We start from the raw sequence: 26,337 nt of genomic DNA, 5'->3' as shown, positions 1-26,337 counted from the left end.
ATATACTCAAAATGAGCATTAATATTGCCAATGCCCTCAGTGCCCGCCTGCCTGTGCCGCCGCTGCCCGACCTGATGCTGGAGCCGCTGGTGCGCTCGGCCCTGCTGGAAGACCTGGGCCGCGCGGGCGACCTGACCACGGATGCCATCGTCCCTGCCGACGCACAGGCCGAACTGCGCCTGGTGGCGCGCCAGGAGGGCGTGCTGGCCGGGCTGGACATGGCGCGGCTGGCGTTCCGTGCGCTGGATGCGCAGTCGCGTTTCGAGCCGGTGCTGCGCGATGGCAGCGAACTGGCGCCCGGCCAGGAGATCGCGCGCATCCACGGCAGCGCGCGCGCCATCCTCACCGCCGAGCGCGTGGCGCTCAACTACCTGTGCCACCTGAGCGGCGTGGCCACGGCCACGGCATCGATCGCGCGGGCCATCGCCGACACGGGCGCACGCGTGACCTGCACGCGCAAGACCATGCCGGGCCTGCGTGCGCTGCAGAAGTACGCCGTGCGCGTGGGCGGCGGCAGCAACCACCGCTTCGGCCTGGACGATGCCGTGCTGATCAAGGACAACCACATCGCGCTGGCCGGCGGCGTGGCCGAGGCCCTGGCCCGGGCGCGCGCGGGCGTGGGCCACATGGTGCAGATCCAGCTGGAGGTGGACACGCTGGAGCAGCTGGAGGTGGCGCTGTCCCTGGGCGTGGAAGTGGTGCTGCTGGACAACATGGACCTGGACACGCTGCGCACGGCCGTCTCCATGGCACGCGGGCGCGCGGTGACCGAAGCCTCGGGCCGCATCACGCCCGAGACGGCGCGCGCCGTGGCCGAGACCGGCGTGGACCAGATCGCCGTGGGCTGGATCACGCACAGCGCCCGGGTTCTCGACATCGGCCTTGACACCTGAAATGAGGCACCCCCTGAGCCGCTGCGCGGCTTCCCCCGTGTGCACGGCGCCCTCTCTCGCTGCGCGGGAGGGGGCGTCCGGGCAACCGGCGACGCCCTGGCTGCGGGGCGGCGCGGCCGGCTCAGGCCCTTGCTCGGTGTCCCTGAGTTGGGCTGCGCCGGTTTTTTGCACCTAGCCCAGTGGAGCAGTTGCCATGTTTTTTGAAGGGCGTACCTTGAAGCGACGGAGACTCTGGACGCTGGCGGCCTGCGCGCTGCTGGCGGGCGCATCGGGGCTGTGGCTGGCGGCGCCGGGCAAGGCCGGCACGCGCCTGGAGCGGCCCATCACCATCGTCGTGACGTTTCCGCCGGGCGGCGGCACGGACCTGCTGGCGCGGCGCCTGGGCGAGCAGCTGCAGCAGCGCCTGGGCCAGCCCGTGGTGGTGGAGAACCGGCCCGGCGCCAGCGGCAACATCGGCGCCCATGCCGTGGCCCAGGCCGCGGCGGACGGCAGCACCTTGCTGATGGCCAACAGCTCGTTCGCCATCAACCCCGGTGTCTACGAACGCCTGGACTTCGACCCGCGCAAGGACTTCACGGCGGTGTTCAACGCGGGCTCCATCGCCTCGGTGCTGGTCGTGCCTGCGGACAGCGCGCTGCAGACGCTGGAGGATGCGCTGGCCCAGGCACGCCAGGAACGGCCGCTGCTGTTCGCCTCCTGCGGCAACGGCACGCCCCAGCACCTGGCCGGCGAGATGCTGGCCCGGGAGGCGAGGCGCTTTGTGCAGCATGTGCCCTACAAGGGCTGCGGCCCGGCCATCACGGCCGTGGCGGCAGGCCAGGTGGCGGCGGGCATGGTCACGGCCAGCAGTGCTGCGGCCATGATCGCTGCAGGCCGCGTGCGCGCCCTGGCCGTCACGGCGCCGCAGCGACTGCCGCAGCTGGCCGGCGTTCCCACGGTGGCCGAGCGCGGCCTGCCGGGCTTTGCGGTGGAGCAGTGGCACGGCCTGCTGGCACCTGCCGCCACGCCACGGGCCACGGTGCAGGCATTGCATGACACGCTGGAGCAGGCGCTGGCCGATCCCGCCGTCAGCGCTGGCTTGCGCGACCAGGGCTACACCCTGGCGCGGCAGACACCGGGCCAATTCCAGGCGCTGATCGCGGCCGACATCGACCGCTATGCCGCCGTGACGCGTGCGCTGGGCCTGAAGGCCGATTGAGGGCCGATTGAAGGCCGATTTGAGTGGCCGACTGGCGACTTACTGCATGAACCAGCCGTGGCTGACCACCAGCGACTGGCCGGTCAGCGCATTGCTGGGAAAGCCCGCGAACAGCAGGGCCACGCGGGCCACGTCCTCGGTGGTGGTGAACTCGCCGTCCACGGTTTCCTTGAGCATCACGTTCTTGATGACCTCGTCCTCGCTGATGCCCAGCGTGCGGGCCTGCTCGGGAATCTGCTTGTCCACCAGCGGCGTGCGCACGAAGCCCGGGCAGATCACATTGGCGCGCACGCCGTGCTTGGCGCCTTCCTTGGCCACGGTCTTGGCCAGCCCGATCAGGCCGTGCTTGGCCGTGACATAGGGCGCCTTGAGCAGCGAGGCCTCCTTGGAGTGCACCGATCCCATGTAGATCACGCTGCCGCCGCGGCCCTGCGCATACATGTGCTTGAGGCAGGCGCGCGTGGTGAGGAAGGCGCCGTCCAGGTGGATGGCCAGCATCTTCTTCCAGTCGGCGAAGCTGAATTCCTCCACCGGATGCACGATCTGTATCCCGGCATTGCTGACCAGGATGTCGATGCCGCCGAAGGCCCGGGCGGCCTCCTCGACCGAGGCGTTGACCTGGGCCTCGTCGGTCACGTCCACGGCCACGCCCATGGCCTGTGCTCCCGTGGCGCGCAGCTCGGCCGCCGTGGCATCGGCCGCCTCCTTGTTGAGGTCGGCAATGACGATGCGCGCGCCCTCGCTGGCGAACAGCGTGGCGATCTCCTTGCCGATGCCGCTGGCCGAGCCGGTGATGAAGGCGACCTTGTCCTTGAGTTGCATGGTGAGTCTTTCCTGGAGAGTGGATGAAACAGGCCGGTGCCCATCTTCGGCGGGGCCGGCCGCGTGCCCTTGTCGGCGCAGGGACCAGTCTGGCGCCGGTTTCTTAGACGAAACTGAGTCGGCAGGCCAGGCTAGTGTTGGCAGCCCGCAAGTCATGCCCGTGACGGCCGGCCCTTCAGGGCGTGACGGCCGGCCCTTCAGGGCGCGGCGGCCTCGCGGTGCCGGGGCTGCTGGAACAGCTCGCAGACCAGCTCGCGCAGCCAGCGCTTGGCCGGTTCCTGTTCGAAGCGCCAGCTCCAGTGCAGCGACACGTCGAAGCGGTGATCGGGCAGGTCGGCGTCGCGCACCGCATAGCCGCCGCGCTCGACAAAGCCGGCCGCGATCTCGGCCGGCATGATCACCGCCAGGTCGGTCTTGCCCACGATGGAGGGCACGGCCATGAAATGTGCGGCCGACAGGCGGATGCGCTCATCGAGCCGCAGCGCCTGCAGGATGCGCAGCGTCTCCGAATGCGAGCGCACCGCCGCGAAATCCAGCTGGCGCAGCGTGGCCAGAGCCAGTGGCGCGTCTTCGGGCAGGTGCGCCAGCGCGGGGTGGCCGCTGCGCAGCAGCACGCCGTAGTGGTCGGACAGCAGCACGGTCTGCCGGGTCCGCGTGCCACCCGGCAGAAAGCCGATGGCGATGTCCAGCGTGCCCCGGTCCAGCGCATCGGCAATGCCGTCCAGCGGCATGGGCAGGGTCTCCAGCTGCACATGCGGGGCGCGCTGGTGCAGCGCCTGCATCAGCGGCGGCAGAAAGCGCGCCTCGCCGATGTCGCTCAGGTGGATGCGAAAGCGCTGGCGCGCCTGCAGCGGCTCGAAGCTCTGGGCCTCGGACATGGCGACTTCCAGCACCTCCAGCGCCTGGCGCACGGCCAGCGCCAGGCGCTCGGCACGCGGCGTGGGGCGCACGCCTGCGTGCGCGCGCTCGAACAGCGGATTGCCCAGGAGCAGGCGCAGCCGCGTCACGGCCTGGCTGGCGGCGGGCTGGGACATGCCCAGCTCCTCAGCCGCGCGGCTGACGCTGCAGTGGCGGTACACGGCGTCAAAGACGCGCAGCAGGTTGAGGTCCAGGTTCTTGATATCCATTTGGTGAATATCTCTTAGATAGTTTATTCAATTGCTGGAAATCATAAGCGCCTGCACCATGGGCACCGACTTCCATGGCCACCGCGCGGCACGCACCGGGCGGCCGGCCCATTTCCCAGGAGACCCCATCTTGCAAGCACCCACCACACCGCGCAGCCAGCCTGCCGAGGCATTCCCCTCCACCGCGACCTACACCGTGCGCCATGCCGTGATCGCCATGCTGCGCGAGCTGGGCATGACGCGCATCTTCGGCAACCCGGGCTCGACCGAGCTGCCGCTGTTCCGCGACTACCCCGAAGACTTCTCCTATGTGCTGGGCCTGCAGGAAACCGTGGTCGTGGGCATGGCCGACGGCCATGCCCAGGCCACGCGCAATGCCAGCTTCGTGAACCTGCACTCGGCTGCGGGCGTGGGCCATGCCATGGCCAACATCTTCACGGCCTTCAAGAACCGCACGCCCCTGGTGATCACGGCGGGCCAGCAGGCGCGCTCGCTGCTGCAGTTCGACCCCTTCCTGCACTCCAGCCAGGCCGCCGAGCTGCCCAAGCCCTATGTGAAGTGGAGCTGCGAGCCCGCGCGCGCCGAAGACGTGCCCCAGGCGCTGGCGCGCGCCTACTACATCGCCATGCAGGAGCCGCGCGGCCCCGTGCTGGTCTCCATTCCCGCCGATGACTGGGACAAGCCGGCCGAGCCCGTCACGCTGCGCCATGTGGGCTTCGAGACGCGGCCCGATCCGCGCACGCTGGACCTTATCGGCGATGCGCTGGATGCGGCGCGTGCCCCGGCCCTGGTCGTGGGCGCGGCCGTGGACCGGGCCCAGGGCTGGGATGCCGTGGTCGCGCTGGCCGAGCGCCACCAGGCCCGCGTCTTCGTGGCCCCCATGAGCGGGCGCTGCAGCTTCCCCGAGGACCATCCCCTGTTCGCCGGCTTCCTGCCGGCCATGCGCGAGCGCATCGTGCAACTGCTGTCCGGCCATGACGTGGTCTTCGCCGTGGGCGCGGCCGCCTTCACCTACCACGTGGAAGGCGAGGGCCCGCATATCCCCGAAGGCACGGCGCTCTACCAGCTGATCGAAGACCCGGCCATTGCCGCCTGGGCCCCCGTGGGCACGGCCGCCGTGGGCAATGTGCGCATGGGCGTGGAGGAGCTGCTGCAGCGCCCCGCACCCGCACCGCGCCAGGCGCCCGCACCCCGGCCCGCAGCGCCCGTGCCGGCCGCGCCCGCCGCAGGCGAACGCATGTCGGTGGCCTTTGCCATGCACACGCTGGCCCAGGTGCGCGACCGGCGCAGCATCGTGGTGGAAGAGGCGCCCAGCTCGCGCTCCACCATCCAGACCTACCTGCCCATCTTCCACTCGGGCACCTTCTACACCATGTGCAGCGGCGGCCTGGGCCACAGCATGCCGGCCGCCGTGGGCGTGGCGCTGGCGCAGCCCGAGGCCAAGGTGGTCGCCGTCATCGGCGACGGCTCGGCCATGTATGCCATCCAGGCCCTCTGGAGCGCAGCCCAGCTGCGCCTGCCCATCAGCTTCGTGATCCTCAAGAACCGCCGCTACGCAGCGCTGCAGGACTTCGCCCATGTCTTCGGCTACCGCGAGGGCGAGAAGGTCGAGGGCACGGAACTGCCCGACATCGACTTCGTGGCGCTGGCGCGTGGCCAGGGCTGCGACGGCGTGCATGTGGAGAACGCGGCCGAGCTGGCCGATGTGCTGGCCCGCGCGCTGGCCCATCCCAAGCCCATCGTGGTCGAGGTCGAGGTCGCCTGAGCGCAGGCCCCGGGACAGGAGACAAAGCCATGGAAAACACAAGAAGCATAGGCATCCTCGGCGCAGGCGCCATGGGCACCCTGTTCGGTGCGCGGCTGGCCCGCATCGGCCTGGACGTGACCCTGGTCGATGTGAACGACGAACTGCTGCAGGCCCTGAACCGCGATGGCGCGCGCTGCCACACCGATGAGGGGCTGCTGCAGGCCCGCGTGCATGCCGCGCGGGCCGAGCAGCTCACGGCAGGGCCCGCGATGTGGCTGGTCTTCACCAAGTCGGCCCATACGCGGGCAGCGCTGCAGGGCATTGCCCATCTCATCGGGCCGGACACGCATTTCCTGAGCCTGCAAAACGGCATAGGCCATGCCGATGTGTTGCGTGAAATGGTGCCGCTCGAACGCATCGCCGTGGGCGTGACCACCTGGCCTGCGCGCGTGATGTCGCCGGGCGAGGTCAGCTCCATGGGGCAGGGCGGTATCCGCTTCATGCCTTGCGATGGCCAGCGCAGCGCGGTCTTCGACCTGCTGGCGGACGACCTCAACCGCGCAGGCATGCATTGCCGCATCGACCCGCAGGTGCAGGAAGCCATCTGGGAAAAGCTGGCCTTCAATGCCGCCTTCAACGGCGTGTGCGCCGTGACGCGCCAGACCGTGGACGGACTGGCCAATCCGCAGGGCGAGGCCCTGCTGCAGCGCGTGCTGGACGAGGTGCTGTCCGTCGCCCATGCCCATGGCGTCGCCGCCAGCGCCGAGCGCGTGGGCGCGGCCGTGCGCGATGCGCTGGACCACCACCGGGGCCACCAGCCCTCGATGCTGCAGGACCTGCTGGCCGGCCGTGCCACCGAGACGGGCGCCATCCACGGCGCCGTGCTGCAGGTGGCCGACCGCCTGGGCATTGCCGTGCCCGTGACGCGCACGCTGCATGCACTGGTCAGCCTGTCCGAGAACGCGGGCGCCGTCGCACCGCGCTGAACGCGCTCAAGGCAAAACGAGCCACTACAAGAAGGAGACAAGATGCTGCGCAGACAAGCACTCAAGGCCGCACTGGCCATAGGCGCCCCGCCCCTGCTAGGCATGGGCACGGCACACGCCCAGACCGGCAAGCCCGTCGAATGGGTGGTGGGCTTTGCCGCAGGCGGCGGCTCGGACGCCGTGGCGCGCACCGTGGGCGAGTCCTTTGGCAAGGCCCTGGGCCGCACCGTGGTCGTCATGAACAAGCCCGGGGCCGGCACCAACATCGCCGCCGAATACGCGGCGCGCACGCGCGAGCTGGGCAGCCTGGTCTTCACGGCCGACTTCGCCACGCTGGCGGCCAACCCCCACCTGTTTCGCAAGCTGGCCTACAACGCCGAGAAGGACTTCGTGCCCATCGGCCTGCTGGCGCGCTTTCCGCTGTTCCTCGTGGTCGGCAACCAGCTGCCGGTGCACAACCTGCAGGAGTTCACGCAGTGGGTGAAGGCCCAGCCAGGCCCCGTCAGCTACGGCAGCCCGGGCCTGGGCACGCCCCACCACCTGGCCACCGAACTGCTGGCCCAGCGCCTGGGCGTGAAGATGTCCCATGTGCCCTATCGCGGCGCGGGGCCGGCCCTGATCGATGTGATCGGCGGCCAGATCCCCTTCATGCTGGCCGACAGCGCGGCGGCGGCCCAGCACATTGCGGCCGGCAAGCTGCGTGTCATCGGCGTGGCCAGCGCCGAGCGTCTCAAGAGCCACCCGGGCGTGCCCACGCTGGCCGAGCAGGGCGTGAAGGATTTCGAGGCCCATGCATGGCAGGGCCTGGTGGCGCCGGCCGGCACGGACGACGCCACCGTGCAGGCCTGGTCCGTGGCGCTGCAGCAGGCGCTGCGCTCGCCTGCCGTGCTGGCGCGCTTCGAGGCGCTGTCGCTGGAGCCGCTGCCCGGCACGCCCGCCCAGATGCGTGACTACTGGCGCAGCGAAAGCCGGCGCTGGGGCCAGGTCATCGAGTCGGCGGGCATTCGGCTGGACTGATTGCAGCCCCGCCGCCGCCGGGCTCCCATCACGCTTTCAAGAATTCACAACCCAAGGAGACACAGTTCATGCACAAGACAACCCCCTTCAGCCGCTGGCGCCGCCTGGGCCTGCTGGCCCTGCTGGGCGCGACGGCCTCGGTCCCTGCGCTGGCGCAGAAGGCCGGCGACAAATGGCCCGAGCGCCCGGTGCGCCTGGTGGTGAACTTCGCGCCCGGCGGCGCGGCCGATGTGCTGGCGCGCGCCATCACGCCCACCATGTCCCAGGTGCTGGGCCAGTCGGTGGTGGTGGACAACAAGCCCGGCGCGGGCGGCAACATCGGCATCAGCGAGACCGTGCGCGCGCCCAAGGATGGCTACACGCTGCTGCTCAGCTCGGGCGGGGCCATCACCATCAACCCGATGATCTACAGCAAGCTGGCCTTCAATCCCGAAAAGGACTTGACGCCCGTGGCTGCCGTGGCGCGCGTGCATGTGTTCCTGGAGACCAATCCCGCCGTGCCCGCCACCAACGTGGCCGAGTTCATCAAGCACCTGAAGGCCAACCCCGGCAAGCTGTCCTACGGCTCGCCGGGCCAGGGCAGCTCGCCGCACCTGGCCGGCGAGATGTTCAAGCGCATGGCCGGTGTCGATGCCGTGCACGCCCCCTACAAGGGCGCGGGCCCGGCGCTCAGCGACGTGCTCAGCGGGCAGCTGCAGTTCTGGTTCGACCCGGGTCCGGGCCTCAAGCAGGTCGAGGCCGGCAAGCTGCGCCTGCTGGCCATCGGCAGCCCGCACCGCTCGCCGCAGTACCCCAACGTGCCCACGCTGGCCGAAAGCGGCCTGCCGGGCTTTGATGCGGACACGCTGTTCGGCCTCTACGCGCCCACGGGCACGCCCGAGTCTGTGATCGAGGCCGTTCGCACTGCCGTGGCCAAGGCGCTGGAGCAAAAGAACGTCAATGACGTCATCCTCACCCTGGGCGCCACGCCCGCGCCGCTGAGCCGCAAGGCCTTCATCGACCACCACGCGACCGAGCGCGAGCGCTTCGGCGAACTGGTGAAAGCCATCGGCCTGAAAGTGGACTGAGCTTTCCCGCAGGCCATCGCCCGCAAGCCGCCCGCTCCGCGCTGGCGGCTTTTTTCTTTCCGGGCGGGGCCTATGTGGCCGGGCCGATCGGGCCAGGTGCCGGCCATCTTCTATACCAAGGTATATCCCGCATCCACCAATGAACAGGCCAGCCTTCCCAACAAAGGCTGGCCGCAGGCACTTTCGCCTTTGATAATTCCGGGCACATATTGCACTGCAGCAAACAGGGCTCCCGGCCTGTACGGGGACTGCGCTACCCACACGCAAAGGAGTACCCCATGGACCCCGATCCTGATTCCGATCCTGCCAGGCGCTGCCGCGCCGCCCCTTTCCGCCTTTCCCTTCTTCCATTTCTTGATCTGCCCGGACCCGGGCGGAGGCCTGTGATCGCCTGAAGGGGCGAGAGGTCTGCGCGGGTCCGTGGCGCCCGGAGACCTCAGGATGACCCGCTTTCTCGCTTCTGAACGACCAGGCCGACCCCATGGCCACCCACATGACCGACCCCATGGCCTGCACCAGCGCCATCCTTTGCTGGCGGCTGCATGGCCTGTGGGCGGGCTGCTGATCAGCGTGGCCATGGCCGCCTGCAACGGCCCGGCCGAAACCCAGGCTGCAGCAGCAACCCCCGCCACCGCCGCCCCGCAGCCGGCTCCCGTGCGCCGCGAAGGCAACCTCATCGTGGTGCCCGAAGGCTCGCCGCTGCGCGAGCGCCTGCAGGTGGCCGAGATCGCGCTGCAGCCGCTGCAGACCCGCCTGTCGGCCCCCGCCACCATCGAGGCCGAGCCTGAAAAGCTGGTCCGCATCACGCCGCCCGTGGCGGGCCGCCTGGTGCGCCTGCACCACCAGCTGGGCGATGCGGTGAAGGCCGGCGATGCGCTGATCACCATGGACTCCTCCGAGATCTCCAGCGTGCGTGCCGAGCACACCAAGGCCCAGGCCGCGCTGCTCCACGCGCGCCAGGAGTTCGACCGCCAGAAGCTGCTGTTCGATGCCGAGATCGCCGCGCGCAAGGACTACGAGGCCGCGCAGCAGGCGCTGGCCGCAGCAGGTGCCGATGCGCGCGCCGCCTCCGACCACCTGTCCCAGCTGGGTGCGGCCGTGCAGGAAGGCTCGCGCGGCAGCTACGTGGTCAAGTCGCCCATCAGCGGGCGCGTGGTCGAGATGGCGGGCTCGCAGGGCGGCTACTGGAACGATGTGAATGCCTCCGTCATGACCGTGGCCGACCTGCGCAAGGTCTGGCTCAGCGCCAGCGTCAGCGAGCGCGACCTGGCCCATGTGGACGTGGGCCAGCAGGCCCACATCGCCCTGGCAGCCTATCCCGACCTGCAGCTGCAGGGCCGCGTGCAATACGTGGGCGAGCTGGTGGACACCGCCACGCGCAGCGTCAAGGTGCGCGTGGCCGTGGACAACCCCGAAGGGCGGCTGCGCCCCGGCATGTTTGCGCGCGTGGGCTTCGACGCCCCGGCGCGCCAGGCCGTGATGGTGCCGGCCGCAGCCCTGCTGCAGGGCCAGGTCAGCACGCGCGTCTTCGTGGACAAGGGCGGCTGGCGCTTCGAGCCGCGCGACGTGCAGGTCGGCGCGCAGCAGGACGGCCAGGCCGAGATCCTCTCGGGCCTGGCGGCCGGCGAGCGCGTGGTGGTCAACGGGGGAGTGCTGCTGCAATGATCGAGCGCATCGTCAACATCGGCTTTTCGCGCCGCGGCGTGGTCTGGCTGGTCTTTTGCTTCGCGGCCCTGTATGGCGTGTTCAGCTGGAAGCAGCTGCCGCTGGAGGCCTATCCCGACATTGCCGACGTGACCTCGCAGATCGTCACCCAGGTGCCAGGCCTGGCGGCCGAGGAGATAGAGCAGCAGATCACCATTCCGCTGGAGCGCGCCCTGCTGGCCACGCCCGGCATGCACGTGCTGCGCTCGCGCAGCCTGTTCGCGCTGTCGCTGATCACCGTGGTCTTCGAGGACGGCGTGGATGGCTACTGGGCGCGCCAGCGCCTGAAGGAGCGCATCGACGAGGTCACGCTGCCCTATGGCGCCCGCGCCGGGCTGGATCCCTACAGCTCGCCCACGGGCGAGGTCTACCGCTACACGCTGGAAAGCCCCGTGCGCAGCCTGCGCGAGCTGTCCGAGCTGCAGCAGTGGGTGGTGATCCCGCGCCTGAAGAAGGCCCAGTCCGTGGTGGACGTGACCAACTTCGGCGGCCTGACCACGCAGTTCATGCTGGAGCTGGACCCGGCGCGGCTGCTGCAGTACGGGCTGGCGCTGTCCCAGGTGGTCGAGGCCATCAATGCCAACAACGCCAGCGGCGGCGGCAGCGTCATCGACCGGGGCGATGTCTCCTATGTGGTGCGCGGCGTGGGCCTGCTGGGCTCGCTGGACGACATGGGCAACGTGGTCGTCAAGACCACGGACAGCGGCACGCCCGTGCTGGTCAAGGACCTGGGGCGGCTGACCTACGGCAACGTGGAGCGGCGCGGCATCCTGGGCAAGGACGGCAACTCCGACACCCTGCAGGGCATCGTGCTGCTGCTCAAGGGCTCCAACCCCTCGCAGGCGCTGGAGGGCATCCACGCCGCCGTGGAGGAGCTCAACGGCAAGCTGCTGCCGCCCGACGTGAAGGTCGTGCCCTACCTGGACCGCACCACGCTGATCGAGCGCACCACCCACACCGTGGGCAAGACCCTGGCCGAAGGCCTGATCGTCGTCACCCTGGTGCTGCTGGTCTTCCTGGGCAGCCCGCGCGCGGCGCTGATCGTGGCGCTGACCATTCCCATGGCGCTGCTGCTGGCCTTCATCTTCATGCACCACGCGAAGATTCCGGCCAACCTGCTGTCGCTGGGCGCCATCGACTTCGGCATCCTGGTGGATGGCGCCGTGGTCGTGGTCGAGAACATCCTGCGGCGCCGCGAGGCCGACCAGAACCGGCCGCTCACGCCCAGGGACGCCATCACGGCCACGCTGCAGGTGGCGCGGCCCATCTTCTTCGGCATGTGCGTGATCGCGGCCGCCTACCTGCCGCTGTTCGCCTTCGAGCGCATCGAGTACAAGCTGTTCTCGCCCATGGCCAGCGCCGTGGGCGCGGCCCTGGTCGGGGCGCTGGCCGTGGCCCTGCTGCTCACGCCGGCCCTGGCCTGGCTGGCCTTCCGCAGGCCGCGCAAGATCTTCCACAACCCCGTGCTGCACCGGCTGGGCGTGGGCTATGACCGCTTCCTGGGCGTGGCCGTGGGCCGCGTGCGCTGGCTGGCGGGGGCCGTGGCGGCATCGCTGCTGGCGCTGGGCGTGCTGGCGGGCACCATGGGCCGCGACTTCCTGCCGTACCTGGACGAAGGCTCCATCTGGCTGCAGGTGCAGATGCCGCCCGGCATCACGCTGGACAAGGCGCGCGACATGGCCGACGCGCTGCGCAGCGCCGCGCTGGAGTTCCCCGAGGTCTCCTACATCGTCACCCAGACCGGGCGCAACGATGACGGCACCGACTACTGGACGCCCTCGCACATCGAGGCCAGCGTGGGCCTGCATCCCTATGGCGAATGGAAGTCGGGCCTGACCAAGCAGCAGCTGATCGCGAAGATGGCCGCGCGCTTCGACCAGCTGCCCGGCTATTCCGTGGGCTTCATGCAGCCCATGATCGACGGCGTGCAGGACAAGCTGTCCGGCGCGCACAGCGACCTCACGGTGAAGGTCTTCGGCCAGGACCTGGCCGAAGACCGGCGCGTGGCCGATGCGCTGGTGGCCGTGCTGGAGAAAGTGCCCGGCGCGGCCGACGTGGCCGTGGACGTGGAGCCGCCGCTGCCCAACCTGGGCATTGCGCTGGACCGCGCCGCTGCCGCGCGCTACGGCATCAATGCCTCCGAGGTGGCGCAGCTCATCTCCACCGGCGTGGGCGGGGCCTCCATCGGCCAGCTCTACGTGGGCGAGCGCAGCTACGACATGGCCGTGCGCTTCACGCCCGACACGCGCAGCAGCCCCGAGGCCATCGGCGCGCTGCGCCTGTCGGCCGCCAACGGCGCCCAGGTGCCGCTGGCCGACGTGGCGCGCATCACCACCACCGTGGGCCAGAGCGTCATCGTGCGCGAGGGCGGCGAGCGCCACATCCTCGTCAAGCTCAATGTGCGCGGCCGCGACCTGGCGGGCTTCCTCAAGGATGCGCACACCGCCATCGACCAGCACCTGGACTACGACCGCCAGAAGCTGCACATCGAGTGGGGCGGCCAGTTCGAGAACCTGCAGCGTGCCGAGGCGCGGCTGCTCATGATCCTGCCGCTGACGCTGGGCATCATGCTGGTGCTGCTGTTCGGCGAGTTCGGCAACCTGCGCCAGCCGCTGCTGGTGCTGGGCGTGGTGCCGCTGGCCATGATCGGCGGCTTTGCGGGCCTGCACCTGCGCGGCATGACGCTCAACGTCTCCAGCGCCGTGGGCTTCATCGCGCTGTTCGGCGTGGCCGTGCTCTCGGGCGTGCTCATGGTCTCGCAGATCAACCGGCTGCGCCGCGAGGACGGCCTGAGCCTGCGCGAAGCCGTGCTCGAAGGCGCCTCCAGCCGCATGCGCCCCGTGCTGATGACGGCCACCGTCGCCGCCTTCGGCCTCACGCCGGCCATGCTGGCCACGGGCCTGGGCAGCGACGTGCAGCGGCCCCTGGCCACGGTCGTGGTCTGCGGCCTGTTCAGCGCCACCTTGCTGACCCTGCTGCTGCTGCCCAACCTCTACTACGTGATCGAGGCCCGTGCCGCCCGCGCGGCCGAGCGCCGCCAGCGCCGCGCCGCCGAACGCGGTGAGAGCGGCGATCTGGATGCCGCCGAGGACGAGGGCGGGCATCGCACCGCAACGAGCCAACCCCATTGATGCGAGTCGCCATGCAAACGACCCCTTTCTTCCCCAGGCAGGCTCTGGCCCTGCTGCTGTGCCTTGGCGCCGCAGCCCAGGCGCAGACGGCGCCGTCCGCCGTGGCCGCTGCAACGACGGCAACTGCAACCGCCACAGCAACTGCAACGGCGGCACCTGCCGGCCTGCGCTTTTCCGACTACCTCAACGCCGTGGAGCAGCACAGCCCGGTGCTGCGCTCGGAGGAGCAGGGCGTGGAATCCGCGCGTGCCGGCATCGGCATCGCCGGCATACGCCCCGACCCCAGCCTCACGCTGGGCGCCTCGCGCGAGCAGGTGCGCACCGGCCAGCCCCGGCCCACCACGCGCAACTACGAGATCAGCATGGAGCTGGAGACGGGCGGCAAGCGCGCCGCGCGCATTCAGTCCGCACGCAGCCAGGTGCGCCTGTCCGAGGCCGGCCTGGAAGGCGTGCGCAGCCAGCTGTTCTCCGATGCCGCCCAGGACTACACCCAGGCCTGCCGCGACTCGCTGGCGCTGGAGCGCAAGCAGCAGACGCTGAAGGCGCTGGGCGATGTGGTGCAGGCCAACGAGCTGCGGCGCAAGGCCGGCGACATCGGTGGCGTGGAATGGCTGCAGTCGCGCGTGGAGCGCGACCGCTTCCAGGCCGAGGTGGTGCAGGCGCGCGCCGAGGCGCAGACCGCACGGCTGGCGCTGTCCGTCCCGCTGGGGCGCCGCCTGTCCGAAGTCTTTGCCAGCGACACGCTGCAATGCGGCTTCATGGAATTGGCCGAAGACTCGGGACTGGAGGATGCCGACGCCCTGGTCGCCCAGGCGCTGCAGTCGCGCGCCGAGGTGCGCATCGCCCAGGCGGCGCTGGAGCATGCGCGCGACAACGCGGGCCTGGCTCGGGCCAACCGCTGGGTCAATCCCACGCTGGCCGTGGGCATGGCCGCCGTGCCCGCCACGGCCGGTGGCACGGACGCCCAGGGCAATCCCTTCGATGGCGGCGGGCGCTCGCGCACGCTGTCGGTCTCGGTCAGCGTGCCGCTGCCGCTGTCGCGCCTGGACCGGGGCGACCTGGTGCAGGCCGAGGCGGCCGTCACCCAGGCCATGCTGGCCCTGCAGCAGGCCCAGAACCGGGCCGAGGCCGATGTGCGCGCCGCCCGCTTTCGCCTGAGCGCCGCGCGCGAGAACGTGCAGCGCTACCGCGACGGCGTGCTGCGCGATGCGCAGCGCGTGCTCGATGGCATGCGCCTGTCCTACCGGCATGGCGAGGCTTCGCTGCTGGAGCTGCTGTCCGCCCAGCGCTCGGCCGACGAGGCCTACCTGGGATCGCTGGAGGCCGAGACCGAGCTGGCCAAGGCCACGGTGGAGCTGCAGCTGAGCGTGGGCCGCCGGCCAGTGTTGTGAACCCCCTGAGCCGCTGCGCGGCTTCCCCCTCTCTCGCTGCGCGGGAGGGGGACGACACCTTCGGTGCGGGGCGTCCCTTCCTCGGTGTCCCTTGTTTTGGGTCGCGCCAGTATCGTACGGTTCGGGTATAGCTTGCATTCAGGTGCAGCGGCTTCTTGAATGAGAATTGGCAGCTGACAGTCCATTCCTTTTCCCTGCACGCCATGACCACCGCTCTGCGCCGCTTTCCCCATTGGCCCCGGGCCCTGATCCTGGCGGCCATGGGCGTCGCCATGGCCGCGATCTTCGCGCTGGACACGCTGACCGACTACGCCGTGGCGGCCGCCGTGTTCCACACCGCCATCATCCTGGTGGCGGTGCGCTGGTTCAGCCCGCGCGTGGTCATCGGCCTCACGGCGCTGTGCATCGTGCTGACCCTGGCCAGCTTTGCGCTCACGCCTGCCGGCGCCTATCGCACCGGACTGATCAACATGGTGATCAGCATCCTGGCCATTGCCATCACGGCCTATCTGGGCCTGAAGATGGTGGCGGCCCAGAACGCAGCCCATGCGGCGCGCACCCAGCTGATGCGCATCACCCAGGCCACCAGCCTGGGGCAGTTGACGGCCTCCATCGCCCATGAGGTCAACCAGCCGCTGGCGGCCATCGTCACCAGCGGCAACGCCTGCCAGCGCTGGCTGGCCCAGGAGCCGCCCAACCTCGCCAAGGCCGGCCAGGCGCTGGAGCGCATCCTGGGCGATGCGCAGCGCGCCAGCGATGTCATCGCCCGCATCCGCAGCATGGCACGCGGAGACGCACCCAGCCGGCAGTCCTTCGACCTCAACGAGGCCGTGCGCGAAATGGCCCGCCTGTCCGTCGCAGAGCTGGACCGGCGCGGCGTGGCCCTGGACCTGCAGCTGGCGACCGCGCTGCAGCCGGCCTGGGCCGACCGCGTGCAGATCCAGCAGGTGCTGGCCAACCTGCTGCTCAATGCCATGGACGCCATGCAGGGCACGCCCGCCGCGCAGCGGCGCATCGCCATCGCCACGCAGGCCCTGGGCCAGCAGCTGGTGCTGACCGTGGCCGATGCGGGCGAAGGCCTGTCGCCGCTGGCCCGCACCCACCTGTTCGATGCCTTCTGGACCACCAAGCCCGACGGCATGGGCCTGGGCCTGAACATCTGCCGCCACATGGCCGAGGCCAACGGCGGCCGCATCTGGGCCACGGACCGCGAGGACGGGCGCGGGGGCACGGCTTTTCACGTCACCATCGCCTGCGCCCCGGCCACGGGCGCCAGGCCTTCCACGGGATTGCGCCATGGCTGAACCCTCCACCGCCGAAGCCGAGGCACTGGTCTACATCGTCGATGACGACCCCTCGGTGCGCGCCGCCATAGAGGACCTGCTGGCCTCGGTGGGCCTGTGCGTGCGCGCCTTCGGCGCCACGCGCGAGTTTCTGGACGACTGGACGCGCAATCCGCCGCAAGGTCCGGCCTGCCTGGTGCTGGACATCCGCATGCCCGGCCAGAGCGGCATGGACTTCCGGCGCCAGATGCTGGAGCTGGGCCTGAAGCTGCCCACCATCTTCATCACCGGCCATGGCGACATTCCCATGAGCGTGGAGGCCATGAAGACCGGCGCCATCGAGTTCCTGACCAAGCCCTTCCGCGACCAGGACCTGCTCGACGCCATCCAGCAGGGCATTGCCCTGGACCGGCAGCGCCGTGCGCTGGACGCCGGCCAACAGGCGCTGCACGCCTGCTGGCAGTCGCTGTCGCCGGGCGAGCAGGAAGTGGTCGTGGGCGTGGTGCGCGGCCTGCTGAACAAGCAGATCGCGGCAGACCTGGGCGTGAGCGAAATCACGGTCAAGGTGCGCCGCAGCCAGGCCATGCGCAAGATGCAGGTGCGCACGCTGGCCGACCTGGTGCGTGCGCTGGAGCGGCTGGATATCCGCTGAGGTGTCCTGGCAGGCCGGGCGCAGGCCAGGGCAGGCCTGCCGCAACGCTTCAGTGGGCGTGGCCGTGCGCCGGTGCCTGCGCAGGCCCGCTGGCGGCACTGGTTGCACTGGCGGCGTCCAGCGCCAGGAAGTGGTGGACCACGGGCCGCCCGGGGCCGATATGAAAGCGCAGCGCCTGGGCCTGCAGATCGGCATCGGCCCTGGACACGCGCTGGTGCTGGCGCAGATGCTCGGCCCAGGACTCCACCAGGAACCACTCGATCACCCGGCCCGGCTCGCCCGTGTGCTCGGCGATGCCCCAGGCATAGGCGCCGTCGCGCCGCCGCTCGCGCGCCACATGCTGCATGGCCTCGATGAAGGCTGGCAGGTCGTCGCGGCGCACCTGGTACTCCACCTGGATCATCACCGGGCCACGGTCATGGGCCACCGGTTCGGCCAGCAGCGGCTCGGGCCAGTGGTTGGAGGCCTGCAGGTCCGCCTCGCCCGTGGGCAGCTTGATGCGGTGGAACACCAGCGAGATGGCCACCAGGCCCGCCGCGCCGATCAGCAGCGCCGTGGGAATGCCCACGCCCTGCGCGAACAGCCCCCAGGCCAGGCTGCCGCCCGCCATGGCGCCGTTGAACACCATCAGGTAGATGGCCAGCCCGCGGCCGCGCACCCAGTTGGGCAGCACCGCCTGGGCCACGCCGTTGAGCGTGGTCAGCGCAATGATCCAGCCCAGGCCCAGCACCAGCATCAGCAGCACGGCGGCCCATTGCGGCGGCGCGGTGGACAGCGCGGCCATCACGGCGGCGCTGAGCACGGAGGACAGCAGCACCAGGCCATCGGCATCCAGCCTTTTGCGCAGGCGCGGCAGCACCAGCGCTCCCAGGATGGCGCCTGCGCCCACGGCGCCCAGCATCACGCCGTAAAAGCCTGCCGAGCCGCCCAGCATGCGCCGCGCCACCAGCGGCAGCAGGGCCCAGACCGAGCTGGCGAAGAGGAAGAACACGGCGGCGCGCAGCAGCACCACATGCAGCTCGCGGCTGGAGCGGGCATAGCGCAGGCCTGCGCGGAAGGCGCCGAAGAACTGCTCATTCAGGGCCGAGGCCTCGGCCTTGGGGCGCTTCCACCAGACCAGCGCGGCGATCACGAACACATAGCTGGCCACGTCCGCGCCATAGGCCGCCGCCGCGCCGAAGCTGGCCAGCAGCAGGCCGCCGGCCGCAGGGCCCAGGGCGCGTGCGATGTTGATGCCCAGCGAGTTCAGCGCCACCGCGTTCTTGAGGTCGCTGCGCGGCACCAGCTCGGGCACGATGGACTGCCAGGTCGGCCCCATCAGCGCCGCGCCTATGCCGCCCACGAAGGTCAGCGCCACCAGGTACTCCACGGTCAGCGTGTTGGTGCGGGCCAGCAGCAGCAGGCTGGCGCTGACGGCGGCCAGCAGGATCTGGATGCCGATCAGGAAGCGTCGGCGGTCCAGGATGTCCGACAGCACGCCGGCCGGAATCGCCAGCAGGAAGATGGGCAGCGTGGCCGCCGTCTGGATCAGGGCCACGGCGGCCGGGCTGGCCGACAGCTCGGTCACCATCCAGGAGCTGGCCACATCGCGCATGAAGCTGCCGATATTGCCCAGCACCGTGGCCGCCCACAGCACGGCGAACACGGGCTGTCGCAGCGGCGCGAAGCTGCCGGAGGAACTGCCGGCAACAGCTGGGGCAGACGGCTTGGAATCGATGGACATGGCCTTGCTCCTCAGGCCATCCAGCAGGAGCAGCCCAGCGCGCCGAAGAAGCTTCGGGGGTCCGAGGTCGGCACGTTCGAGGCCCATGCGTCGGCATGGCTGTGGCCGTGCATGCCGCAGCTGGTGCCGCAGCCGCAGGCCGCCGCCAGGCTGCGGTAGCGCGCGGGGTTGAGCGAGTTCCTGCCCGCGCCCTCGGGCTCGCCCCAGGCGCCGTAGCCGCCGAAGCGCCGCACGGGCGACCAGTCGGGCATGGCCGGCGGCAGCGGGTTGTCGTCATGCTGCTGGAAGGGGCCTGCGCCATAGACCACGCGGCCGCCCACCACGGTGAGGTCGGAGGTGAGGAAGGAGATCTCGTCCTCGGGCACGGCGAAGTAGTCCTTGCTGGGCACGATCATGTCGGCCAGCTGGCCCACCTGGATGCGGCCGCGCAGGCCTTCCTCGTTGGAGAACCAGGCCACGTTCTCGGTCCACATGCGCAACGCGGTCTCGCGGTCCAGCAGGTTGCGCTGGGGGTACATCTGCAGGCCGCCCACGGTCTTGCCCGTCACCATCCACGACAGCGACACCCAGGGGTTGTAGGACGCCACGCGCGTGGCGTCCGTGCCGGCCGAGGTCTTCACGCCGCGCTCCAGGATCTTCTTGACGGGCGGCGTGGCCTCGGTGGCGCGTGCGCCGTAGCGCTCGGTGAAATATTCGCCCTGGTAGGCCATGCGGTGCTGCACGGCCACGCCGCCGCCCAGGGCCGCAATGCGGTCGATGGACTTGTCCGAAATGGTCTCGGCATGGTCGAAGAACCAGTTCAGGCCGTCGATGGGCGTGTCGCGGTGCACCTTCTCGAACACATCGAGCGCGCGCGAGATGGTCTCGTCATAGGTGGCGTGCAGGCGCCACGGCCATTGGTTCTGCACCAGCACGCGCACCACTTCCTCCAGGTCGCCCTCCATGCTGGGCGGCATGTCGGGGCGCGGCTGGCGGAAGTCCTCGAAGTCGGCGGCCGAGTACACCAGCATCTCGCCCGCGCCGTTGTGGCGGAAATAGTCGTTGCCCTGCTTGTATTTCACGCTTTGCGTCCAGTTGAGGAAGTCGGCCTTCTCCTCCTTGGGCTTTTGCGTGAACAGGTTGTAGGCCAGGCGCACGGTGATCTGGTTGGCGTCGCTGAGCTTCTGGATCACGTCGTAGTCGTCGGGGTAGTTCTGAAAGCCCCCGCCCGCATCGATGACGCCGGTCACGCCCAGGCGGTTGAGTTCGCGCATGAAGTGGCGCGTGGAGTTGACCTGGTAGTCCAGCGGCAGCTTGGGACCCTTGGCCAGCGTGGCATAGAGGATGGTGGCGTTGGGCTTGGCCAGCAGCAGGCCCGTGGGGTTGCCGTTGGCATCGCGCGTGATCTCGCCGCCGGCGGGCTCGGGCGTGTCGCGGGTGTAGCCCACGGCGCGCAGGGCGGCCGCGTTGAGCAGGGCGCGGTCATACAGGTGCAGCAGGAACACCGGCGTGTCGGGCGCGATGGCGTTGATCTCCTCGATGGTGGGCAGGCGCTTTTCCACGAACTGGTGTTCGGTGAAACCGCCGACCACGCGCACCCACTGCGGCGCGGGCGTGTTGGCCACCTGGCGCTTGAGCATGTCCAGCGCATCGGCCAGCGAGCGCACGCCGTCCCAGCGCAGCTCCAGGTTGAAATTCAGGCCGCCGCGAATCACGTGCGTATGGTTGTCGAACAGGCCGGGCAGCACGCTGCGGCGCTGCAGATCGATGCGGCGCGTGCCGCTGCCGGCCAGGGCCAGCACCTCGGCGTCCGTGCCCACGGCGATGAACCGGCCGTCCTTCACGGCCACGGCGGTGGCCGTGGGCTGGGCCTTGTTCAGGGTGGTGAAGCGGCCGTTGTGGAAGACGACTTCGGGCGTGGAATCGGACATGGAGGCTCCTTGGCGAGCGTTGGTGGTGCAACCCAGCAGTCCACCCATGGCAAGGGTGGCGGCGGAGCCCAGGACTTTTCTGCGCGTGGTCATGGTGCAGTTTTCTTGAAGGTTTGGGGAGAGGTCAGCCGTGCTGCCGATCGGCATCGGTGCTCTTGCGACCGGGCAACTCGCCCAGCACATGCTCGGTGGCCTGCGTCTTGCTGCAGGCGCTGCGCAGGTCCATGCCCTGCAGCAGGTGCCGGCCCACGGGCACGATCTGCTCGCCGGCCAGGATGCCCAGCAGGCCGACCAGGGCTACCAGCGGCGGTGCGGGCGAGCGCACCTGCAGCAGGCTGTAGACCACGCCGACCAGCAGGCCGGCCCCAAGGGAAAGTGCATAGAGCTTCATGGCGAGACTCCTTTGGCGGGCCGGCGGCGGTGCTGGTGCTCAGGCCTTGGCGGGGTTCGGGCCCATGGTCTCGCCGTGCTGCACGCGCTCGGCGGCCTTGTGCACCATGGTGTAGGCATAGTCCACGCCCATGCCGTAGGCGCCGGAATGCTCGCGCACGATGTCCATCACCGCGTCATAGGTCTCGCGGCGGGCCCAGTCGCGCTGCCATTCCAGCAGCACCTGCTGCCAGGTCACGGGCACCACGCCGGCCTGCACCATGCGGTCCATGGCGTAGTTGTGGGCGTCCAGCGACGTGCCGCCCGAGGCGTCGGCCACCATGTAGATCTCGTAGTCCGTGTCATGCAGGGCCGACAGGGCGAAGGTGGTGTTGCACACCTCGGTCCACAGGCCGGAGACCACGATCTTCTTGCGGCCCTGGGCGGCGTTGGCGGCCAGCGCATCCCGCACGTTCTGGTCGTCCCAGGAATTCATGGAGCTGCGCTCCAGCAGCCTGTGCTCGGGGAACACGGCCAGCAGTTCGGGATAGGTGTGGCCGGAGAAGCTGCCCGTCTCCACCGTGGTGATGGTGGCGGGAATGTCGAAGGCCTTGGCCGCCTTGGCCAGGCCGACCACATTGTTCTTGAGCACCTGGCGGTCGATGGACTGCACGCCGAAGGCCATCTGGGGCTGCTGGTCGATGAAGATGATCTGGCTGTTGGCGGGTGTCAGGACTTCGAGGTACTTGCGGTCGGTCATGGTGATCTCCTGTGAGGCAGTGGGTTGGGTGAAGGAAGGGACAGCGGAAATTCGGAAAGACAGTTGGGGCAGGTGGGCCCCGGCCGGAGCCGGGGCGGCAAGGGCGCTTCAGCGCGCCGTGTCGACGAGCACCAGCTCGGCGTCGGTCAGGGCCGTGACGCGCAGGGTCTCGACGTCGCTGATGGCGGCGCCGTCGCGCTCCTGGAGCGTCACGCCGTCGACCTGCACCGAGCCGCTGGCCGGCACCAGGTAGCCCAGGCGGTCGCGGCCGATGCGGTACTCCGTGCTCTCGCCGGCCTTGAGCGTGGCGCCCAGCACCCGGGCGGCGGTGCGGATGGGCAGGGCGTCCTCGTCACCGGGCAGGCCGCTGGCCAGGGCCACGAAGCTGCCCGAGCGCTCGCCCTTGGGGAAGGGCTTGGCACCCCAGGACGGGGGCTGCTGGCCGCGCTCGTCGGGCATGATCCAGATCTGGAAGATCCGCGTCGTGCCCTTTTCCTGGTTGTATTCCGAGTGGCGGATGCCGGTGCCCGCGCTCATTACCTGCACATCGCCCGCTTCGGTGCGGCCCTTGTTGCCCAGGCTGTCCTGGTGGGTGATGGCGCCTTCACGGACATAGGTGATGATTTCCATGTTGGCGTGGGCATGAGGCGGGAAGCCCGTGCCGGCGGCGATGGTGTCGTCGTTCCACACCCGCAGCGCGCCCCAGCCCATGCGGGCCGGATCGTGGTAGCCGGCGAAGGAAAAGTGGTGCTTGGCATCGAGCCAGCCGTGGTTGGCACCGCCAAGGGCTTGGAAGGGACGGCGTTCGATCATGGTGTTCTCCTGCTGCGTTGTGTGTTGCGATGGATGAACTTTATGTTTTGCCGATCAAGAAGAGAATAGAAAATATGCAAAGACATCTATTCCAAAACTTTCATGCCAAGACTTCCTGACCTCGAAGCCTGGGCCGTCTTCGCCAAGGTGGCCGAGACAGGCTCCTTCGCCAAGGCCGCCGCCGAGCTGGGCGTCTCCCAGCCCACCATCTCCAAGGCCATCACGCGGCTGGAGACGCGGCTCAAGACCAGCCTGTTGCACCGCACCTCGCGGCGCATGTCGCTGACGGCCGGCGGCCAGGCCTCTCTGGAGCGGGCCGCGCGCATCCTGGCCGAGGGCGAGGCCGTGGAGGCCGAGATCAGCGAGCAGTCCAAGAGCCTGCGCGGCCCCATCCGCATTGCGGCGCCCATGTCGTTCGGCATCTCGCACCTGGCGCCGGCCGTGCCCGCCTTCATGGCCGAGCATCCCGAGGTCACGCTGGACCTGCACTTCAGCGACGAGCTGATCGACGTCGTGGCCCAGGGCTTCGACATCGCGCTGCGCATCTCCTCGCTGCCCGACTCCAGCCTGCTGGCGCGGCGCCTGTGCACGGTGCGCCTGCTGCTGGTGGGATCACCCGAATACTTCGAGCGCCACGGCCGCCCCACCCATCCGCGCGAGCTGGCGCAGCACCGGGCGCTGCGCTATGTGCACAGCCGCCTGGGCGAGGCCTGGCGCTTCGTGCATGCGCGCCGCGGCGAGTTCGCCCAGGTCGTGCCCACGGCCATGCGCGTGAACAATGCCGAGGGCCTGGCGCCGGCCCTGCGCGCCGGGCTGGGCCTGGCCCTGCAGCCCGAATTCCTGGCCTGGGAAGATTTGCAATCGGGTGCGCTGCAGACCTGCATGGACGACTGGCAGGTGCCCTCCATCGCCCTGCACATCGTCACGCCGCCGGGGCGCGCCCGGCCGGCGCGCGTGCAGGCGCTGATCGATTTCCTGGCCGCGCATTTCGCGCTGGCGCCCTGGGCGCGCGAGCCGCAGGCGTAGATCGCAAAAGGGGAGGGCTTCGGTGGGGGGCTTCGGCCTCAGCTGGCCCAGGAGGCCGGCAGCAGCTGCAGCAGCACCACCGTCATCACCACATAGCGCAGGAACTTGCCGATGGCCATGTAGAACACGCAGGGCCAGAACGGCAGGCGTAGCCAGCCGGCCACGGCGCACAGCGGATCGCCCACCACGGGCAGCCAGCTCAGCAGGCAGGCCTTGGCGCCCAGGCGGCGCAGCCAGACGCGGGCGCGGCGCTCGTGGCGTGACAGATTGCGCGGCGGCTTGGCCCGTTCAGGCGGCAGCCCGGCCAGCCGCCGCTCGCGTGCCGCGCGCCAAGCCTTGTGCGCGCCCAGGCCCATCCACCAGCTGATGGCCCCGCCCAGCGTATTGCCGGCCGTGGCCACGAAAACCGTCTGCCAGAACAGGTCGGGATTGAGCTGGAGCAGGCCGACCACCGCAGGCTCCGAGCCCAGCGGCAGCAGCGTGGCCGAGATCAGGGCCACGATGAACACGGTGCTGAGGCCGAACTGCGGCAGCGCCAGCCAGCCCAGCAATTGATGCATCCAGACTTCCATAGGTACTGCCAAGTGTAGGTCTGCGCTGGCTGACGCCTTGTCGGCCTGAAGCTATCGTGGGGCCTGGTCCGGAACCACAAAGAACAGGGGGCGTCATGCAGACAGGGCGGATTGCAGGATGGGCGGGATGGGCGGCATTGGGAATGGCAGCAGCCGGCCTGGCCGGCTGCGCCGCGTTGCAGCCATCGCCAGGCAAGGACACCACCGTGGTGGCACAGGCCACTGCCCAGGCGCCACCGACCCAGGAGGCCGCACCGACCTCGGCCTGGGGCAAGGCGCTGCAGGCCAAGGGCTGCACCCTGCCGGGCCCGGCCGTGGCCGACAGGCTGGAGCAGCTGCAGCGCGAGCTGGAGCCTCTGGGCCTGGAGCCGCGTCTGCAAGGCTGCGTGAGCCTGGCCGGTCCCGAGCCCCGCCCGGCCCTGGTGCTGGACGCCTGGGTGACCGACGGGCGCAAGGCCATGGCCGTGGTGCGCGGCCCGCTGGCCGACGGCGAGGCGCTGGACCTGGGGCTTGAGGCTGGGCTGCACGCAGCCGGGCCGCAGAAAGCCGGGCTGCAGAAGGTCGGCCTGCGCCCCATGCCCGACGACCAGGTCTCTCCCGACGTGCAATTCAACCGCCGCTGGTGGCAGGGCCGGCTCGGCGCCTACGGGCTGCAGGCCGTTCCGGGCCAGGTGCGCACCTTCGTTCCCACACCATGAAACCGCTGCGCTGTCTTGTTTTCGCCGCTTGGCCGCCTTGACGGCCCGGTTTTAGCCCTGCTGAAAATTTGGGCAGGTACAATCTTGGTCCTTTGTTGCCGCCCGTTTTGTGATCGGCGCGCGCGTTTTCTCCGGCTTTCCCGATGTCCTCCCTTCCCCTGTCCATAGGCCCCCATGCCCTGGCCAACCGCCTGTTCGTCGCCCCCATGGCGGGGGTGACGGATCGGCCGTTCCGCCAGCTGTGCAAGGCCCTGGGTGCGGGCTATGCGGTCAGCGAGATGGTGACTTCGCGCAAGGACCTGTGGAACAGCCTCAAGACCTCGCGCCGCGCCAACCATGAAGGCGAGCCCGGACCCATCGCGGTGCAGATCGCGGGCACGGACGCCGAGATGATGGCCGAGGCCGCGCGCTACAACCTGGACCGTGGCGCCCAGATCATCGACATCAACATGGGCTGCCCGGCCAAGAAGGTCTGCAACAAATGGGCCGGCTCGGCCCTGATGCAGAACGAGGCCCTGGCCGTGGAGATTGCCCAGGCTGTGGTAGAGGCCTGCGCCCCGCACGGCGTGCCCGTCACGCTGAAGATGCGCACCGGCTGGTGCGACGCGCACAGGAACGCCGTGGTGCTGGCCCGCCGCTTCGAGGAGGTGGGCATACAGATGCTCACCGTGCACGGTCGCACGCGCGAGCAGGGTTACAAGGGCTTTGCCGAGTACGACACCATCGCTGCCGTCAAGGCGTCGGTGCGCGTGCCCGTGGTGGCCAATGGCGACATCACCGGCCCCGAGAAGGCGCGCGACGTGCTCGCCTACACGGGCGCCGATGCCGTGATGATCGGCCGCGCCGCCCAGGGCCGGCCGTGGATCTTCCGCGAGATCGCGCACTTCCTGGCCACGGGCGAGCACATGGCCCCGCCCCTGGTGGCCGAGCTGCGCCGGCTGCTGCTGGAGCATCTGCAGGACCACTACAGCCTGTACGGCGAGGGCACCGGCGTGCGCAGTGCGCGCAAGCACATCGCCTGGTACCTGCGCAGCCTGCCGGGCGGCGAGGCATTCAGACAACACATCAACACCATCGAGGACTGCGCGGTGCAATGGCAGGCCGTGGCCGACTATCTGGACGCCCTGGGCGCGCAGATGGACCGGATACCAGCCGCCATCGATGCCGGCGCCACAAGCGCCGAATTCGCAGAGCCCGCAGGAATGACAGTATGAGCAACCAGAACATCGAACAATGCGTGCGTGAAAGCCTGGAGGGGTACTTCCGCGATCTCGACGGCGAAAAGCCCAATGGCATGTACGACATGCTGATCCACCTGGTCGAAAAGCCGCTGCTGGAAGTGGTGATGAGCCAGGCCGACAACAACCAGTCCCGCGCTGCCGACTGGCTGGGCCTGAACCGCAACACGCTGCGCAAGAAGCTGCTCGAGCACGACATGCTCTGAGCGG

The 26,337-nt window shown here is 69.8% G+C and carries 23 protein-coding genes; 15 read left to right on the top strand and 8 right to left on the bottom strand.

What is annotated here, in order from left to right:
* Positions 1-11: 11 nt before the first annotated feature.
* Together nadC and ACF8ML_RS01225 are read left to right on the top strand one after the other, a co-directional pair.
* Positions 12-893 carry a carboxylating nicotinate-nucleotide diphosphorylase gene (nadC, locus tag ACF8ML_RS01230; protein WP_016447964.1) on the top strand — a complete coding sequence of 294 codons (882 nt, stop codon included), beginning with the start codon at positions 12-14 and terminating at the stop codon, positions 891-893.
* A 193-nt stretch (positions 894-1,086) separates the two neighbouring features.
* A complete protein-coding gene (locus ACF8ML_RS01225) occupies positions 1,087-2,091 on the top strand; it encodes a tripartite tricarboxylate transporter substrate-binding protein (protein ID WP_392405964.1) in 1,005 nt (334 codons plus the stop codon).
* A gap of 39 nt (positions 2,092-2,130) precedes the next feature.
* On the opposite strand, the gene ACF8ML_RS01220 is transcribed toward ACF8ML_RS01225, so the two are convergent.
* Together ACF8ML_RS01220 and ACF8ML_RS01215 are read right to left on the bottom strand one after the other, a co-directional pair.
* On the bottom strand, positions 2,131-2,913 hold the full coding sequence (locus ACF8ML_RS01220) for a 3-hydroxybutyrate dehydrogenase (protein ID WP_012203473.1): 783 nt from the start codon (positions 2,911-2,913) through the stop codon (positions 2,131-2,133).
* Between the two features lie 197 nt (positions 2,914-3,110).
* Positions 3,111-4,040, bottom strand: coding sequence for a LysR family transcriptional regulator (locus ACF8ML_RS01215; RefSeq protein WP_016453174.1), 930 nt, complete (start codon positions 4,038-4,040; stop codon positions 3,111-3,113).
* Between the two features lie 130 nt (positions 4,041-4,170).
* Between ACF8ML_RS01215 and mdlC the strand changes: the two genes are divergently transcribed.
* From mdlC to ACF8ML_RS01170, 9 genes are all read left to right on the top strand, one after another.
* The gene (gene mdlC, locus ACF8ML_RS01210; RefSeq protein WP_392405961.1) at positions 4,171-5,805 is read left to right on the top strand and encodes a benzoylformate decarboxylase; all 1,635 of its coding nucleotides are present in this window, start codon (positions 4,171-4,173) and stop codon (positions 5,803-5,805) included.
* Between the two features lie 29 nt (positions 5,806-5,834).
* Positions 5,835-6,773: a ketopantoate reductase family protein gene (locus tag ACF8ML_RS01205; protein ID WP_392405959.1), complete on the top strand. Its 939-nt coding sequence runs from the start codon at positions 5,835-5,837 to the stop codon at positions 6,771-6,773.
* Between the two features lie 42 nt (positions 6,774-6,815).
* Positions 6,816-7,790, top strand: coding sequence for a tripartite tricarboxylate transporter substrate binding protein (locus ACF8ML_RS01200; RefSeq protein ID WP_047326100.1), 975 nt, complete (start codon positions 6,816-6,818; stop codon positions 7,788-7,790).
* Between the two features lie 68 nt (positions 7,791-7,858).
* Positions 7,859-8,857 carry a tripartite tricarboxylate transporter substrate binding protein gene (locus ACF8ML_RS01195; RefSeq protein WP_016447958.1) on the top strand — a complete coding sequence of 333 codons (999 nt, stop codon included), beginning with the start codon at positions 7,859-7,861 and terminating at the stop codon, positions 8,855-8,857.
* Positions 8,858-9,298: 441 nt separating this feature from the next.
* Positions 9,299-10,522: an efflux RND transporter periplasmic adaptor subunit gene (locus ACF8ML_RS01190; RefSeq protein ID WP_392405956.1), complete on the top strand. Its 1,224-nt coding sequence runs from the start codon at positions 9,299-9,301 to the stop codon at positions 10,520-10,522.
* Positions 10,519-13,692, top strand: coding sequence for an efflux RND transporter permease subunit (locus tag ACF8ML_RS01185; protein WP_392405954.1), 3,174 nt, complete (start codon positions 10,519-10,521; stop codon positions 13,690-13,692). Before ACF8ML_RS01190 ends, ACF8ML_RS01185 begins: the two co-directional genes overlap by 4 nt.
* 11 nt (positions 13,693-13,703) lie before the next feature.
* Positions 13,704-15,083, top strand: a complete 1,380-nt coding sequence (locus tag ACF8ML_RS01180) for a TolC family protein (RefSeq protein WP_392405952.1) — start codon at positions 13,704-13,706, stop codon at positions 15,081-15,083.
* Between the two features lie 203 nt (positions 15,084-15,286).
* Positions 15,287-16,387 carry a sensor histidine kinase gene (locus ACF8ML_RS01175; protein WP_392405950.1) on the top strand — a complete coding sequence of 367 codons (1,101 nt, stop codon included), beginning with the start codon at positions 15,287-15,289 and terminating at the stop codon, positions 16,385-16,387.
* On the top strand, positions 16,380-17,018 hold the full coding sequence (locus ACF8ML_RS01170) for a response regulator transcription factor (protein ID WP_392405948.1): 639 nt from the start codon (positions 16,380-16,382) through the stop codon (positions 17,016-17,018). Before ACF8ML_RS01175 ends, ACF8ML_RS01170 begins: the two co-directional genes overlap by 8 nt.
* A 49-nt stretch (positions 17,019-17,067) precedes the next feature.
* On the opposite strand, the gene ACF8ML_RS01165 is transcribed toward ACF8ML_RS01170, so the two are convergent.
* The 5 genes from ACF8ML_RS01165 to ACF8ML_RS01145 form a co-directional block, all read right to left on the bottom strand.
* Complete coding sequence (locus tag ACF8ML_RS01165; protein WP_392405946.1) at positions 17,068-18,741, bottom strand: MFS transporter; 1,674 nt, start codon at positions 18,739-18,741, stop codon at positions 17,068-17,070.
* A gap of 11 nt (positions 18,742-18,752) precedes the next feature.
* On the bottom strand, positions 18,753-20,651 hold the full coding sequence (locus ACF8ML_RS01160) for an amidohydrolase (RefSeq protein WP_392405944.1): 1,899 nt from the start codon (positions 20,649-20,651) through the stop codon (positions 18,753-18,755).
* A 124-nt stretch (positions 20,652-20,775) separates the two neighbouring features.
* Positions 20,776-21,042 (bottom strand): XapX domain-containing protein, encoded by a 267-nt coding sequence (locus tag ACF8ML_RS01155; protein ID WP_016447950.1) that lies wholly within the window; start codon positions 21,040-21,042, stop codon positions 20,776-20,778.
* A gap of 39 nt (positions 21,043-21,081) precedes the next feature.
* The gene (locus ACF8ML_RS01150; protein ID WP_209671615.1) at positions 21,082-21,780 is read right to left on the bottom strand and encodes a hydrolase; all 699 of its coding nucleotides are present in this window, start codon (positions 21,778-21,780) and stop codon (positions 21,082-21,084) included.
* A 108-nt stretch (positions 21,781-21,888) separates the two neighbouring features.
* Positions 21,889-22,593 (bottom strand): pirin family protein, encoded by a 705-nt coding sequence (locus tag ACF8ML_RS01145; protein ID WP_392405942.1) that lies wholly within the window; start codon positions 22,591-22,593, stop codon positions 21,889-21,891.
* A gap of 102 nt (positions 22,594-22,695) precedes the next feature.
* Here ACF8ML_RS01145 and ACF8ML_RS01140 point away from each other — a divergent pair, with 102 nt between their 5' ends.
* Positions 22,696-23,619 (top strand): LysR family transcriptional regulator, encoded by a 924-nt coding sequence (locus tag ACF8ML_RS01140; RefSeq protein WP_016447947.1) that lies wholly within the window; start codon positions 22,696-22,698, stop codon positions 23,617-23,619.
* A gap of 38 nt (positions 23,620-23,657) precedes the next feature.
* Here the strand turns inward: ACF8ML_RS01140 and ACF8ML_RS01135 are convergent, their stop codons facing one another.
* Complete coding sequence (locus tag ACF8ML_RS01135; RefSeq protein WP_016447946.1) at positions 23,658-24,179, bottom strand: YqaA family protein; 522 nt, start codon at positions 24,177-24,179, stop codon at positions 23,658-23,660.
* A gap of 107 nt (positions 24,180-24,286) precedes the next feature.
* Between ACF8ML_RS01135 and ACF8ML_RS01130 the strand changes: the two genes are divergently transcribed.
* The 3 genes from ACF8ML_RS01130 (at position 24,287) to ACF8ML_RS01120 (ending at position 26,333) form a co-directional block, all read left to right on the top strand.
* Positions 24,287-24,889 (top strand): hypothetical protein, encoded by a 603-nt coding sequence (locus tag ACF8ML_RS01130; RefSeq protein ID WP_209671610.1) that lies wholly within the window; start codon positions 24,287-24,289, stop codon positions 24,887-24,889.
* A 143-nt stretch (positions 24,890-25,032) separates the two neighbouring features.
* The gene (gene dusB, locus ACF8ML_RS01125) at positions 25,033-26,103 is read left to right on the top strand and encodes a tRNA dihydrouridine synthase DusB (protein WP_209671608.1); all 1,071 of its coding nucleotides are present in this window, start codon (positions 25,033-25,035) and stop codon (positions 26,101-26,103) included.
* On the top strand, positions 26,100-26,333 hold the full coding sequence (locus ACF8ML_RS01120; RefSeq protein WP_016447943.1) for a Fis family transcriptional regulator: 234 nt from the start codon (positions 26,100-26,102) through the stop codon (positions 26,331-26,333). The genes dusB and ACF8ML_RS01120 overlap by 4 nt, the downstream gene beginning before the upstream one ends.
* Positions 26,334-26,337 lie beyond the last annotated feature (4 nt).

The sequence above is a fragment of the Delftia sp. WSY_10 genome (genome assembly GCF_043104705.1).
GTDB classification, from domain to species: Bacteria; Pseudomonadota; Gammaproteobacteria; order Burkholderiales; family Burkholderiaceae_C; genus Comamonas; species Comamonas tsuruhatensis.
Note: the sequence above shows the minus strand (reverse complement) of the source record. Positions and strands in the feature narration are given on the sequence as shown.